The 13,831-nt window shown below is 73.0% G+C and carries 9 protein-coding genes; 6 read left to right on the top strand and 3 right to left on the bottom strand.

Annotated features, from left to right (window positions below):
* Nucleotides 1-244: 244 nt before the first annotated feature.
* Nucleotides 245-1,795: an MFS transporter gene (locus ACIGXJ_RS28110; protein WP_399650839.1), complete on the bottom strand. Its 1,551-nt coding sequence runs from the start codon at nt 1,793-1,795 to the stop codon at nt 245-247.
* 193 nt (nt 1,796-1,988) lie between these two features.
* Between ACIGXJ_RS28110 and ACIGXJ_RS28105 the strand changes: the two genes are divergently transcribed.
* The 3 genes from ACIGXJ_RS28105 to ACIGXJ_RS28095 all read left to right on the top strand — a co-directional run bounded on the left by ACIGXJ_RS28105 (nt 1,989) and on the right by ACIGXJ_RS28095 (nt 4,107).
* The gene (locus ACIGXJ_RS28105; protein ID WP_399650836.1) at nt 1,989-2,612 is read left to right on the top strand and encodes a TetR/AcrR family transcriptional regulator; all 624 of its coding nucleotides are present in this window, start codon (nt 1,989-1,991) and stop codon (nt 2,610-2,612) included.
* Between the two features lie 83 nt (nt 2,613-2,695).
* Nucleotides 2,696-3,397 carry a ribonuclease HII gene (locus tag ACIGXJ_RS28100; RefSeq protein ID WP_399650833.1) on the top strand — a complete coding sequence of 234 codons (702 nt, stop codon included), beginning with the start codon at nt 2,696-2,698 and terminating at the stop codon, nt 3,395-3,397.
* A gap of 68 nt (nt 3,398-3,465) precedes the next feature.
* Nucleotides 3,466-4,107 (top strand): hypothetical protein, encoded by a 642-nt coding sequence (locus tag ACIGXJ_RS28095; RefSeq protein WP_399650831.1) that lies wholly within the window; start codon nt 3,466-3,468, stop codon nt 4,105-4,107.
* Nucleotides 4,108-4,546: 439 nt separating this feature from the next.
* Here ACIGXJ_RS28095 and ACIGXJ_RS28090 read toward each other — a convergent pair whose 3' ends face one another.
* A complete protein-coding gene (locus ACIGXJ_RS28090; protein ID WP_399650830.1) occupies nt 4,547-5,173 on the bottom strand; it encodes a hypothetical protein in 627 nt (208 codons plus the stop codon).
* Nucleotides 5,174-5,457: 284 nt separating this feature from the next.
* Nucleotides 5,458-7,623, bottom strand: coding sequence for a RecQ family ATP-dependent DNA helicase (locus ACIGXJ_RS28085; protein ID WP_399650828.1), 2,166 nt, complete (start codon nt 7,621-7,623; stop codon nt 5,458-5,460).
* A 246-nt stretch (nt 7,624-7,869) separates the two neighbouring features.
* Between ACIGXJ_RS28085 and ACIGXJ_RS28080 the strand changes: the two genes are divergently transcribed.
* The 3 genes from ACIGXJ_RS28080 (at nt 7,870) to ACIGXJ_RS28070 (ending at nt 13,714) form a co-directional block, all read left to right on the top strand.
* Entirely contained in the window at nt 7,870-9,852 is a 1,983-nt protein-coding gene (locus ACIGXJ_RS28080) for a DUF4192 family protein (protein ID WP_399650826.1), read from the top strand.
* 962 nt (nt 9,853-10,814) lie between these two features.
* The gene (locus tag ACIGXJ_RS28075) at nt 10,815-12,734 is read left to right on the top strand and encodes a glycogen debranching N-terminal domain-containing protein (RefSeq protein ID WP_399650823.1); all 1,920 of its coding nucleotides are present in this window, start codon (nt 10,815-10,817) and stop codon (nt 12,732-12,734) included.
* Nucleotides 12,735-12,955: 221 nt separating this feature from the next.
* A complete protein-coding gene (locus tag ACIGXJ_RS28070) occupies nt 12,956-13,714 on the top strand; it encodes an NUDIX domain-containing protein (protein WP_399650819.1) in 759 nt (252 codons plus the stop codon).
* Nucleotides 13,715-13,831: the final 117 nt, after the last annotated feature.

Here is a 13,831-nt window from a genome sequence, read left to right as displayed (position 1 = left end):
GGTCCTGCGTGAGCTGTCCGCGCCCTTCGCGGCGGTGCCGCTGCCTGCCTCGTGCTTCCTGGTGCTGGGGGCCGTGGTTCTGTGCGGCGTGGCGGTCGGGACGGCGGCCCGGACCGGGCGCGTGCCGATGCCCGTCGCGGGTGCCGGTGTACGGCTGCTCCCGGCCCGGCCCGGCAGCGCTGGGCGTACCCCCGTAACGCCCGTCGGGGTGCTGCCGGAACCGGACCGGTGCGCCTCCTCCCCGTCAGCCGGCCATCGGTCCGGCGGTGCCGGCGAGGGCTTCCAGGTCGCTCTTGCGGACACGGATCACCACCACGGCGGTGATCAGCGCGAGCCCGGCCATGGCGGCGGCCGGGATGAAGGCGGTGGCGATGCCGTGCGCCAGTACCTCGTGCCCCCAGGGCGCCGGCAGCTGCTGGGTCTGCGCGAGCTCCGCCTTCTGCGCGGGCGTTCCGTTGGCGAGGAAGTCCGGCATCTGCTTCTTCGCCTCGTCCGTGCTGGCCGTGCCGAAGACGGTCGTCAGGATGGAAAGGCCGAGCGAACCGCCCACCTGCTGAGTGGCGTTGAGCAGTCCGGACGCTGCGCCCGCCTCGTTCTGGGCTACGCCGGAGACCGCGGTCACGGTCACTGTGACGAAGTTGAGCCCCATGCCGAAGCCGAACACCAGCATCGGCCCGAGCACGCCGCCCGCGTAGGAGCTGTCCGGGGTGATGAGGGTCTGCCAGGCCAGGCCCAGCACCACGAGCGTGGAGCCCGTCACCATGAACGGCTTGGGGCCCAGCACCGGGAGGAACCGCTGCGACAGCCCCGCGCCGACCGCGATCGCGGCCGTGACGGGCAGGAACGCCAGGCCCGACTTGATCGGGCTGTAGCCGAGCACGTTCTGCACGAACAGCACGATGTAGAAGAACATGCCGAACATGGCGGCGGCCAGGCTCAGCATGATCACGTACGTGCCCGAGCGGTTGCGGTCGGCGAACATCTTCAGCGGGGTGATCGGTTCCTTGGCCCGCGTCTCGATGAACACGAAGGCGAGCAACAGCACCACCGCGGCCCCGAAGGAACCCAGCGCCAGACCGTCACGCCAGCCGTCCTCGGCGGCCCGGATGAAGCCGTAGACCAGCGAGGCCATGCCCACGGTCGAGGTGAGCGCGCCCGCGATGTCGAACCGGCCGGGGTGCCGCTCGGATTCGTTGATGTACAGCGGTGTCAGCACCGCGATCAGCACGCCGATGGGCACGTTCACGAACAATACCCAGCGCCAGTCGAGCCACTCGGTGAGCATGCCGCCGGCGAGCAGACCGATGGCGCCGCCGCCCGCGGACACCGCGGCGAAGACACCGAAGGCGCGGTTGCGTTCCGGTCCCTCGGGAAACGTGGTGGTGATCAGTGCCAGCGCGGTGGGCGAGGCGATGGCACCACCCACACCCTGCAGGGCACGCGCCGCCAGCAACTGCCATGGTTCCTGCGCGAGTCCACCGAGGAGCGAGGCGAAGGTGAAGAGCAGGATGCCGGTCATGAACACCCGGCGGCGGCCCAGGATGTCACCGGCACGGGCACCGAGGAGCAGCAGTCCGCCGAAGGTGAGCGTGTAGGCGCTGACCACCCAGGTGAGATCGGTGGTGCTGAAGTTGAGCGCGGCTTGAATGTGCGGGAGCGCGATGTTCACAATCGTCGCGTCGAGGACCACCATGAGCTGGCAGGCCGCGATGACCGTGAGCGCGATGCCGGGATGCCCCTCCCGGCGTGCCGCACCTGGTTTCTGCTTCTGAGTCAACTGAGAGGTCGTCACCATGGGTCCCCCACAAGTGCGTTAGTGAACGATGGCGTTCACTGTCACGCCCACGGTAGTGAGCTCCCCGTAGTGAACGCAAGCGTTCACTCGGGTTGTCTCGATGTGTCGTGTCCCCCGTCGCCGCCGCGCGACGCGTCCCCGTCGTCCCGGCCCGCCGCCGGGATCCCCGCTTCCGCACGTTGGAGAAGACTCGATGGTTACCCCGCGCTGGACGGCCGCCCCCGCTCGGTCGGCCTCGCTGCGTCGCCGTGGCGCGGTGCTGGAACGCGCGATCCTCGACGCCGCCCTGGACCAGCTCAGCACGGTCGGCTGGAACGGCCTCACCATGGAGGGCGTCGCGGCCGGCGCCCAGACCGGGAAGGCCGCCGTCTACCGCCGCTGGCCCTCCAAGGAGGACCTCGTCGCCGACGCACTCCAGGCGGGCCTGCCCCGCCTGGACGGGGCGCCCGATCTCGGGAGCGTCCGGGAGGATCTGCTGGCCCTGTGCCGCCAGGCCCGGGACGCGATGTTCTCCCGCCCCGGTCACGCGCTGCGAGCGGTCATTCACGAATGCGACCCGACACAGGCGGAGCGCTTCCACGGCGTGATCTTCGACGGAGTCGTGGAGCCGACGATCAGGATGCTCCGTGAGGTCATCACCCGTGGAATCGACCGTGGCGAGGTGCGCGGCGACGCCGCGAACGGCTATGTCTTCGACGCCATTCCGGCGATGATGATGTACCGGTCCAAGATGTGCGGCAGCGAATGGAGCGACCGGGATCTCGAGGAGCTGATCGACCAGCTCATGATGCCGCTGCTCCGGCAGGTCGGTGACTGAGCGGGCGCCTCGAACCGGTTCACGTCCGCTGGGGGAAACCGGGGTGTCGCGGCGGGTTCCGGGCGTCGTAGGCTAAGGGCGCCATGCCGTACGAACCGCCTACTCACACCGTCGAGCGCTCCCTTCGCGCAACGACCGGAGCGAAGATCATTGCCGGTGTCGACGAGGTGGGGCGCGGCGCTTGGGCCGGCCCCGTCACCGTCTGCGCGGCGATCACCGGCCTTCGCCGGCCCCCCGAGGGCCTCACCGACTCCAAGCTGCTGACCGTCAAGCGGCGGACCGTGCTCGCCGAGACACTCCAGAAGTGGGTGACCTCCTACGCCCTGGGGCACGCCTCTCACCAGGAGATCGACGACCTGGGGATGACAGCGGCCCTGCGGCTCGCCGCGGTACGCGCCCTGGACGCCCTCCCGGTCCGCCCCGACGCGGTCATCCTCGACGGCAAGCACGACTACCTCGGTAATCCCTGGAAGGTCCGCACGGTCATCAAGGGCGACCGCTCCTGCGTGGCCGTCGCCGCGGCCTCGGTGATAGCCAAGGTCCAGCGCGACAAAATGATGGCCGAACTGGGCATGGACCATGCACACTTCGGTTTTGCGGACAACGCCGGTTATCCGTCACCGGTGCACAAGGCCGCACTGGCGGAATGGGGACCCACCCCCTACCACCGGTTGTCGTGGGCGTATCTTGATGCGCTGCCCCAGTGGCGGCACCTCAAGAAGGCCCGCAGCTGGGCGGACGGAAGCGTTCCGGAAATCGAGGGTCAGCTCGGCTTCGATTTCTGACCGTTCTGCTCGCATGTACGTGCCACCCGCCGACGCGAGCCGCACCAACGTTTGATAAACATCAGCTCATGCCTCTCATCCCCGAGGAGCCTCAGATTCACGAGAGTGCCCAGGGTCCCCGCGCCACTCCGGCCAGCGGCCGCACCGCGCCGACCCCCCGCCCCGTACCCGGCCCCCGCCCCATGGCGCCGACGCGCCCCGGCCGCCCTGGACCGCTCCGGCCCACGCCGCCGGCCCAGCGCACCACGCGTGACGTGGCGGCGGCCAAGCCCGGTCCTTCGGACCCCGCAACCCCCGCAGCTTCCGGCCAGGCCCCGGCCACGCCGCAGATCCAGCTGATCCCCGCCTCCGCGGAGGGCGCGCTCGACGCCGCCGAGGAAGCCGTGGACCTGCTCCTGGACTCGGGCAGGGCCCCGGGTGACGTGCTGGTGATCACCACCGGCGCACAGCACCCGTGGGCCGCACACGAGCTGTCCTTCGGAGAGACCTCCTACTGGGCTCAGCACGACGCGGGCGACGACGTCTTCTACGCCGATGCCGCCGCCGCGGGCCGTGCCGCGACCCGGCCGGTGGTCGTCGTCGCGATCAACGGCGGCTCCGACGCCGTGGCCGCCGAGGCACTGCCGCTGGCCCGCAGCCGGGCCGGTGCCCTGCTGATCGTCTGCGGTGACCCGCAGCAGATCAACTCGGTTCTCGCCGCAGGCGTCTGAGCCTGTCCTGAGGCGTCCGGGGGGACGAGGCGGGCCCTGAGCCCGCCGCCTCGACGGTCACCGCACGGGGGCCGCTACGCGGATGACCGGAGGCGCGCAGTCCTGCGTGCCTCCGTCTGTGCGTCTGCGCGTGTCGGCAATGCGCGCGTGCGCCGTTGCTCGCTGGAGCCGCGCCAGCCGCAGCTCGTTCCGCAGCGCCTTCATCGCCCCGGCCGGCCGCGGCGCCGTAGAGCAGCTGTCCATGACGGCCGCAGCGCTTCGGGCGTGGAACGCGTACCGCCTCCGTGCCGCTCATCATGGCCAGGTGAAGCCGGGTGCCCGCCCGGGCGAGTCGGCGCAGTCTCCCTCAGCGGTCAGAGCACCCCGCAGATCGCCGCGGCGGCCGACGAGACGCTGGCTGCCGCCGCGGAACCCGCGAGTGACAAGGTCAGGCAGGGCCCTAGCGGGCCGCCACGCGGCGAAGGTCGCCGGATGCCGCGCCGCCGGTGCGCGGCAGGGGCGGCGTTACCTCAGGCGCACCGAAGGGCTCGGGTGCCGACTCCGCGCTCGGGCGCCGGCCGCCACGGCCCTCACCGAGCACCTGCCAGCCGTCACGGGTCAGCGTGATGTACGCCCCGCAGCGCAGCCCGTGCAGCGTGCAGGCATCCCGCAGCCCCCACATCCAGGCGCCGTCCTCCTCGGTCCAGCGCGCATCGCCGTCCCGGCAGTAGAGCAGGACGGCCGTGCGCACCGGCGTGCGGCGCCGCAGGTCGTGGGGGATGACCCGGCGCAGCTGGGAGAGCAGCGCGTTGCGGAACATCCATCCGTCGGCCGGTGCCGGGCGGCGGGTGAACGAGGCACTGGCGCGCAGCCGTTCGTCGGGATCCAGCACGGCCACGATCGCCGTCGCCGGTTCGGGACGGTGCCGGGCGTGCAGCCCGCTGACGACCTCCCGTGGGTTGCGCAGCAGGGGGATACCGGCCGCGGCCCACTCCGCCGGTTCGAGCACGCGAGTGGCGGAAGCGGTGGACAGGTCGGCGGACGTCGACGTCGATGCCGTGGGAGACGGAGCGAATCCGAAGGTCACGATCCTCCCTTCGGCTACGCGCCCACACTGCGGGCGGGGGTCGGATTCGGGGGAGCGCGCACCGCAATGAAGCCCTTCCGGATCACGGCCGAGCCGTGCGGGGAGCGGACCTCAATTCTTCCTGTCGAACTGGGATGCGGCAACGAGCAATTGGGGCCACCGCCCCTTATCTGACGATCCGTGTCTTATATCTCTACCCAGTGGGCCTCCGGGTGATGCCGGGACGGCAGTTACCCACCCGCCGCCCGCCTGCTCAGAGGCCCGATACCCGCCCCCGGCGCCCGTCAGCCCTGGACGGCGAGAACCAGCGGCAACACCCCGGCGGCACCCGCCTGCCGGAGCATGCGAGCCGCGACCGCGAGAGTCCAGCCGGTTTCCGTGAAGTCGTCCACCAGGAGCACGGGCCCCTGCGCCTCGGCGAGGGCGTCCCGCAGCCCCTGCGGCACGACCAGGGCGCCGTCGAGCGTCTTCAAGCGCTGGGCACTGTTGCTCCGGGGGATGCGCGACACATCGTGCGCGTACTCGACGGAACCCAGCAGAGGCAGCCGCCCGACCTGGGCGATGTGTGCTCCGAGGGAGGCGATCAGCTGCGGGCGGGTGTGCGAGGCGATGGTGACCACACCCACGGGCCGCGGCTGCGCGTCCGCAGCGCCACTCGCCCAGCCGCCCGGACCCCTGGCCCAGTCGGCCAGGACGTCCACGACCGCGCGTGCCACGTCGTCCGGCACCGGACCGTCCGCCGCCCGCGGCGCGAGCAGGGGCCGCAGCCGGTTGCCCCAGCCGATGTCCGACAGCCGCCCCAGCGCCCGGCCAGGTGCGGCCTGCTCACCTGCCGGAATACGCCCCTTGAGGTTCACCCCGATCACCGGGAGACCCGTCGGCCACATGCGGCGCGGCTCCACCTCGACGCCGGCCCGCCCGAGATCCACGCGCGCGGCGTCGACCGAGGCGGTGGAGGCGTCCGCGGTGAACCGTGCCCCCGCGCAGTTGTCGCAGCGGCCGCAGGGATGGGCTGCCTCGTCGTCCAGCTGGCGCTGCAGGAACTCCATCCGGCAGCCCGTCGTCGACGCGTACTCCCGCATGGCCTGCTGTTCGGCCGCTCGCTGCCGCGCGACCCACTCGTAGCGCTCGCCCTCGTACGTCCAGGGCTGACCGGTCGCGATCCAGCCACCTTTGACGCGCCGGACGGCCCCGTCCACGTCGAGGACCTTCAGCATGCTCTCCAGCCGTGAACGGCGCAGTTCCACCAGCGGTTCCAGGGCGGGCAGGGACATCGGCCCGTCCGCGCGGGCGAGCACGTCCAGAGTGCGACGCACCAACTCCTCCGAAGGGAAGGCCAGCGACGCGAAGTACTCCCAGATCGCCTCGTCCTCCTTGCCCGGCAGCAGCAGCACCTCGGCGTGCTCGACACCACGTCCGGCACGGCCGACCTGCTGGTAGTAGGCGATGGGCGAGGACGGCGACCCGAGGTGGACGACGAAGCCGAGGTCGGGCTTGTCGAAACCCATACCGAGGGCCGAAGTGGCGACCAGCGCCTTGACCTTGTTGTTCAGCAGGTCGTCCTCCGCCTGCTGACGGTCGGCGTTCTCCGTCTTGCCCGTGTACGAGGCGACGGTGTGGCCGCGCTGCCGAAGGAAGGCCGTGACCTCCTCGGCGGCGGCCACGGTGAGGGTGTAGATGATGCCCGACCCAGGCAACTCGTCGAGGTGGTCGGCGAGCCACGCCATGCGGTGCGCCGCGTCCGGAAGCCGCAGTACGGACAGACTCAGGCTCTCCCGGTCCAGCGGACCCCGCAGCACCAGTGCGTCCGACGTCCCACCCGTACCCAGTTGCTCGGCGACGTCGGCCGTCACCCGGGCGTTCGCCGTGGCGGTGGTCGCCAGGACCGGCACACCCGGCGGCAGATCGGACAGCATGGTCCGCAGCCGCCGGTAGTCCGGACGGAAGTCATGGCCCCAGTCGGAGATGCAGTGCGCCTCGTCGACCACGAGCAGGCCGGTGGCGGCCGCCAGCTTGGGCAGCACCTGGTCACGGAAGTCCGGGTTGTTCAGCCGCTCGGGGCTGACCAGCAGGACATCGACCGCGCCGGCCGCGATCTCGTCCTGGATCGTGTCCCAGTCCTCGGTGTTCGACGAGTTGATCGTGCGGGCATGGATGCCGGCCCGGGCGGCGGCCTCGACCTGGTTGCGCATGAGCGCGAGCAACGGCGACACGATCACGGTGGGGCCCGCGCCCCGCGACCGCAGCAGCGACGTGGCGACGAAGTACACCGCGGACTTGCCCCACCCCGTGCGCTGCACGACCAGGGCTCTGCGCTTGTCGGCGACCAGTGCCTCGATGGCCCGCCACTGGTCCTCACGCAGCCGGGCCACGCCGGTGGCGTCCCCGACGAGACGTGCGAGGACCGAGTCGGCCTCCGCCCGCAGATCCGCGTTGCTCGTGTGCTCCATGCCTCCATACAACAGGACGCCACTGACATCGCGAGCGCGCAGGCCGTGGAGGAGGGCCCGGCTCGGGCGCTGTGACGTGTCCCTGCCCGGAGTTATCCACAGGCTCGAGCGGGACATCGCGATCCGCGAGATCGTCTGCGCATGACGAATCACAGCGAAGCATCCGGTTCCTTCGAAAACGATGACATTGCCGAGCGAGAGGGGCAGATCCGACCGGCGCGGGGGAGGGTGGAGGGCGGCGAGCACATGCCGTCCGCTCAGGGCCAGCCGCCCGTCGGCGACGCGCTGCCTGCGCCCTCCAGGCCGTCCACCGACGGCAGACTGCCTGCGCCGGGCAGGCCGTCCACCGACGGCACACTGCCTGCGCCGGGCAGGCCGTCCACCGACGACACGATGTCCGCGCCGGGCAGGCCGCTCATCGATGGCGCGCAGTCAGGTGGGCACCCGCCGTCCCAGGAACGCAACCCGCACATCGACCGCAACCCGCCCACCGACCGCACCGCGCCCACCGACCGCACCGCGCCCATCGATCACACGCCGCTCACCGACGGCACGCCGCTCACCGACCGCAGGCCGCTCACCGACCGCGCGCCGTACATCGACCGCGCACCGTTCACCGACGGGACTCCGCTCGCCGACCCGGCCCGTCCCCTCACCGCGGGTGAGCCCGCGGCCCCGCACCAGATCACTCTGCGCACCCCGTCCGAGCTGGCCGACGCCCTGCCCTATCTGCTCGGGTACCGGCCCGAGGACAGCATCGTGATGGCCGCCCTGCACGACCGGGACGGCCGCAGCAGGTTCGGCGGCCGGGCCCGCCTGGGCATCCCCGCCAACGAGGAGGACTGGCCGGCAGCGGCCAGGCAGCTGACGCACGGGCTCGTGACGGGCGGTGAGCGGCGCGGTGCCCGACCCGAGCAGATCGTCGTCTTCCTCTGCCAGGAGCCCGAGAGGGGAGAGACGGGCCGGGAGGTCAAGGAGCGGCTGAGTCCGCTGGCCCACCAACTGCGAGTCGAGTGCGGTCGGCTGGACGTGCCGGTCGTCGAGGCCCTCTGCATCTCGGGCGGCCGCTTCTGGTCGTACTGCTGCGACCGGGAGGCCTGCTGCCCGCCCGAGGGCCGGCCGATGGGCCTGCCCGGGACGTCGGTGCTGGCCGCAGCGGCGACGTACGCCGGTCTCCAGGTACGCGGCACCCTGCGAGAGCTCCGAGCCCGGCTGCACCCCTGGGAGACCTCGGCAGCGCTGCAGCAGGAGATCGCTCTGGACGCCGCAGGCATGGCCGTGGTGCCCAGGATCCTCGACGAGGCGAGCCACGCGACCGTCGCAGAGGAGACGCTGCAGCTGGCCCGGCAGGTGATGCACCGCTTCGCGGAGGCACCTTCCGTGTCGGGCGCGTTCGCCGCGGACATGCGCGACGACGGACTGCTCGGCCACGACGAGGCCGCGGCCCTCATCCTCGGCCTCCAGGACCGCCGGACGCGAGACCGCGCCGCAGAGTGGATGGAAGGAGACGAGGCAGCTCCCGCCCTCCGACTGTGGCGTGCCCTGGCCAGGCGCTGCGTCGGGCCCTACGGTGAACACGCCGCGGCCCCGCTGACCCTCGCCGGCTGGGTCGCCTGGTCGACCGGCGACGAACTCGAAGCCCGCGAGGCCCTCGCCATGGCCTTGGGCGCCGACCCCGGCTACCTCTTCGCCCGCCTCCTCCACCAGGCCTGCAACGAGGGCCTCGACCCCGAGTCCCTCCGCCGCTGCCTGCGCGCGGAACGCGCCGATCGGGAACGTGCGCAGTCCGACCCGGCCGCCCAGGCCAACTCGCTCCCGCCTGCCGCTCCCACGCTGCAGCCCAGTCCGCCATCCACCTCGGCCCAGCCCTCCCACCCCCGACACCGAGCCCACCCCCGCCCGGCAGGCGCCGAAGTCCCGCCCGCGCGAGACGTGGCCCGAGAACCCCGCGACACCCGCGTTCCCGGTCCCCGCACATCGCGTGCGCGCAGCGCAGGCACCGCACCCGGCGGAGCCGCGCGCATGCGCGGGAAGCGCCCGACACCTCCGGCCGGTACGGGACCTGCCGCCGCCCGCCCGGGCACGACTTCCACGCGCGGAAGGGGCCCGGCTTCCGCACGGCCCGACGGCACCCGACCCCCGCGCACCTCGGCAAAGGACACGGCACGCAACCGAGGCGCCTGCTCTGCTCCCGGGCCCGCCGACGACGGATCGGAGGGCGCACCATGAGCCACGGCGTCAGCAGTCTCAGTCGCCTCAGGGGCTACGGCGGCTGCTGCGGAACCCTGGTCGGGCAGGTCAAGCGAGCGGCCCGCAGCGCTGGTGCGAGGCTGCGAGGCTACGGGGCCTGGCAGGGCGCCGCGGCCCGCAGCGCTGGTGTGCGTCTGCGCCGCCACTGGTCTTGGTCGGGTGCTCGGGGACGTGACTTGCCGAAGCGGGACCGCGCCGGTGCCCGGCCGAGCCGCCACGCGTCTTGGCCGTGCCCACCGGCACGTGATCTGCCGGAGCGGCCCCGTGTCAGCACGTGGCTGAGCCGCCCCACGTCCCGGTCGGCCGGTCAGGGACGTGACCAGCGGAAGCCGCACCACGCCGCTGCGTCGCTGCGCCGCCCCATGTCTCGGTCGGCCGGTCACGCACGTGACCAACGGAAGCAGGACCACGCCGATACGCGGTTGAGCCGCCACATCTCCCGGTCGGCCCCGCCAGGAGACGACCACTGGCAGCCTCACCACATCACCGCGCGGCTGAGCCGCCATTCGGCTGGGCCCTGCCCTCCACGGCGTGACCAGAGGAAGGCCGACCCCGTTCACCTGTGTGGCGGAACGCCCTGCCGGCCAGGCCGGACCGCCACCGCCCCTCCCACGCCCCTCCGGGACCCTCACCCGCCGCCGGACCCGCCCGAGGCGAACCCGGCGCAGAAGAGCCGACGCATGCATCAGCCGCCCCGACCCGCCGCAGACGATGCCCGTGCCACCACTCCCGGCCCTGTCACGGGAGAAGGACCAGCGCCGCGCGCAGGTGGCACGAGCCGGCGCCCGCTGGCACTCCCGCTCGGCCGAGACCGGCCGGGTCCGCAGGTGGCGGGACGCGACACGGCCCAAGCCGCCCGCACATCGTCCCGCTCGGCACCACCCGCCGGCGCCCTTCCACCGCCCCGTATCCCGGCCGAACTTCCGCCCGCGCACACAGTCATGATCTGCGTCGCCCTACCGAGCCTCGCCGTCTCCACCGAACAAGGGCAACTGACCGGCCAGGGACTGGAAGGGGTCTACCACGCGGGCAGGCGCGTGCTGTCCCGGTGCCAGGTGCGGGTGGCAGGACGCGAACCACTGCCGGTGCAGGCCCATTTGACGGCGGCCGACCGCATCCGCTTCGTGGGCACACTACGCACGTCGCCGCACGCCGGCCCCGACCCGGACGTGGTGGTCGAGCGCGACCGGCACGCCGACGGCAGAGAACGAATCACCCTGCACAGCGCGGCCCCTCGCGCCCTGCGGCTACCCGTCGAGGTCGCCCTCGGTGCGGACCTGGCCCCGCTGGGCGCGGTCGCCGCCGGCCACCCGGGGCCGGAACTGCCCGCCACTGTCCACGACGCCGGCCTGCGCTGGACCGGCGCCGGCGGCGGCTCGTCGGTCACCGCCGAGCCGCCGCCCGCCGACGCCCTGGCATCCGCCGGACTGCTGCGCTGGGAGTTGGAGATCCCGCCGGGCGGCAGCGCCGCGATCGAGCTGTGGGTCAGGCCGGACGGTGCGGGCGCCACCCGCCCGGTCGGGCGTACTGCGGTCAGCCCACTGGCCACGGCACAGGCGACCGGAGACGACCCGCGGGTCACGGCGCTGCTGCGCACCAGCATCGAGGACCTCAGGGCCCTCCTGCTCCGGGACCCGGCGCATCCCTCCGACACCTATCCCGCCGCGGGCGCCCCCTGGCGCTGCGGCCTCGCCCCGGCCGAGGCGCTGGCGGCCGCCCGGATGGCACTGCCCCTCGGCACCCGGCTGGCCGCGGGCACCCTGCGCACCCTTGCCCGCACCCAGCTCACCGGCCGAGGACCGCAGGCCGGCATGATCCCTGGACCGCGACGGGACGCCGGCGGCCACCTGCCGCCCAGCTGCACAGGCACGGAAGCGACGCTGCTGTTCCCCGTCCTCCTGGCCGAGGCCCGCCGGTGGGGACTGCCGGAGCAGGAGACGGAGGAACTGCTGCCCGCGGCCGAACGCTGCCTGGCCTGGCTGCGCAGAACCGTCGGCGAAGGCGTCTACCTGCCCGACCCCCGACCCGGTGGCCCGGCCCGCTGCGAGACCCAGGCCCACGCCCACCGGGCCGCTCTCCTGGGCGCCGACCTCCTCGACGCCTGCGGCAGACCGGGCGGCGCCGGACTACGGGACTGGGCGCAGACCCTGCGGACGGCGTTCCGGGACGACTTCTGGCTCGAGGACCGCAGCGGAGGCCGCCCCGCCGCCGCCCGCGCCCCGGACGGCCGCCCCGTCCCGCACCTGGGCGCCACCGCGGCACACCTCCTCGACACCGGCCTCCTCGGCGGAGGCCGGCTCGCCGACGGGCTGCTCGGCAGGGTGCAGACCGAGCAACTGGCACGACTGCTGGGCAGCCCGGCCTGGGACTCCGGCTGGGGCCTGCGCACCCTCGGCACGAAAGAGGACGGGTACAACCCCTTCGGCCACCGCACCGGAGCCGTCCGTGTCCACGAGACGGCGGTGGCGATCGCGGGCCTCGCCGCCGCGGGCTACGAAAAGGAGGCGACCTCGCTGCTGACAGGCCTGCTGGGCGCGGCCGAGGCCTTCGCCCACCGGCTGCCGGAGATGTACGCGGGGGAGCAGCGCACCGGTGCGGGCGCTCCGCTTCCCCATCCCGCGGCCTGCTGCCCCGCCGCCACGGCCGCCGCCTCCGGCGTCCTGGTGCTGACCGCGCTCGCGGGCATCCGCCCCGACGCCCCGGCCGGGACGGTCACGCTGCGCCCCCTGCGCGGCGCTCCCCTCGGTGAGCTGGGCCTGACCGGCCTGAGAATCGCCGCCGCCCCCTTCTCCGTACGGGTGAGCCGGCTCGGCCTCGCGATGGTCGAGGAGGCTGCCGACGGACTGCAACTGGGAGGGTGACCAGGCCGGCCCCGAGGATGTCGCCGCGCAGGACCCACTGGGCCGTGACCCCGCACGACGTCCGGGACCCGGCCGTACGCCGACCGTGACCACGCCCGCGTAGGACGGCGCCCGCACGCCACCCGTCCCCGGGAGCCGCACGCCGGTCCCGGTGAGGATCAACCATGGCCACGGCCGAGGAAGGGAGTGTTTATCGTCAGGAAGACGACTATGATCGCGGCATGCCCTACGACCCGTCAGCCTTTCCGCCCTTCGCTGTCACCGTGGACTTGGTCGTGCTGACCGTGCGCCGCCATGCCCTGTGCGCGCTGGCGGTACGCAGGGGAGAGCCGCCGTTCCAGGGACGCTGGGCGCTGCCCGGCGGCTTCGTACGGGACGACGAGGACCTGGCGCAGGCGGCGGCGCGCGAGCTGGAGGAGGAGACCGGGCTGCACGCCCACGACCCGTCCGCGCCCGTCCAGGACAACGGCGCCCACCTGGAACAGCTCGCGACGTACGGCGACCCCAAGCGCGACCCCCGGATGCGGGTGGTCAGCGTCGCGCACCTCGCACTCGCCCCCGACCTCCCCGCGCCGCGCGCCGGAGGGGACGCCAGCAACGCCCGCTGGGCACCTGTCGAGGAGCTGTTGGCGCAGGGCGGCTACGGCAGGGACGGCGAGCCCGTGGCGCCGCTCGCGTTCGACCACGCGCAGATCCTCGCCGACGGGGTCGAGCGGGCCCGGTCGAAGATCGAGTACTCGTCGCTCGCGACAGCTTTCTGCCCGCCGGAGTTCACCGTCGGTGAGCTGCGCCGCGTCTACGAGGCCGTGTGGGGTGTGGCCCTCGACCCGAGGAACTTCCACCGCAAGGTGACGGGGACACCGGGCTTCCTGGTTCCCACGGGTGGTACGACCACGCGCCAGGGCGGCCGTCCCGCCCAGCTCTTCCGGGCCGGCGGTGCCACGCTGCTCAACCCGCCCATGCTGCGCCCCGAGGTGTGAACCTGGCGCCGGCCGACCTGGGGGCCGAGCGGCGAACAGAAGGGCGAGCGTGTCGTCGCGTCCCCGCCAGCAAGCCGCTCGGTGCCCGAAAAAACGGATATAGCGCGCTATCTTGCT

The sequence above is a fragment of the Streptomyces sp. NPDC053367 genome, assembly GCF_044545925.1.
GTDB lineage: Bacteria > Actinomycetota > Actinomycetes > Streptomycetales > Streptomycetaceae > Streptomyces.
Note: the sequence above shows the minus strand (reverse complement) of the source record. Positions and strands in the feature narration are given on the sequence as shown.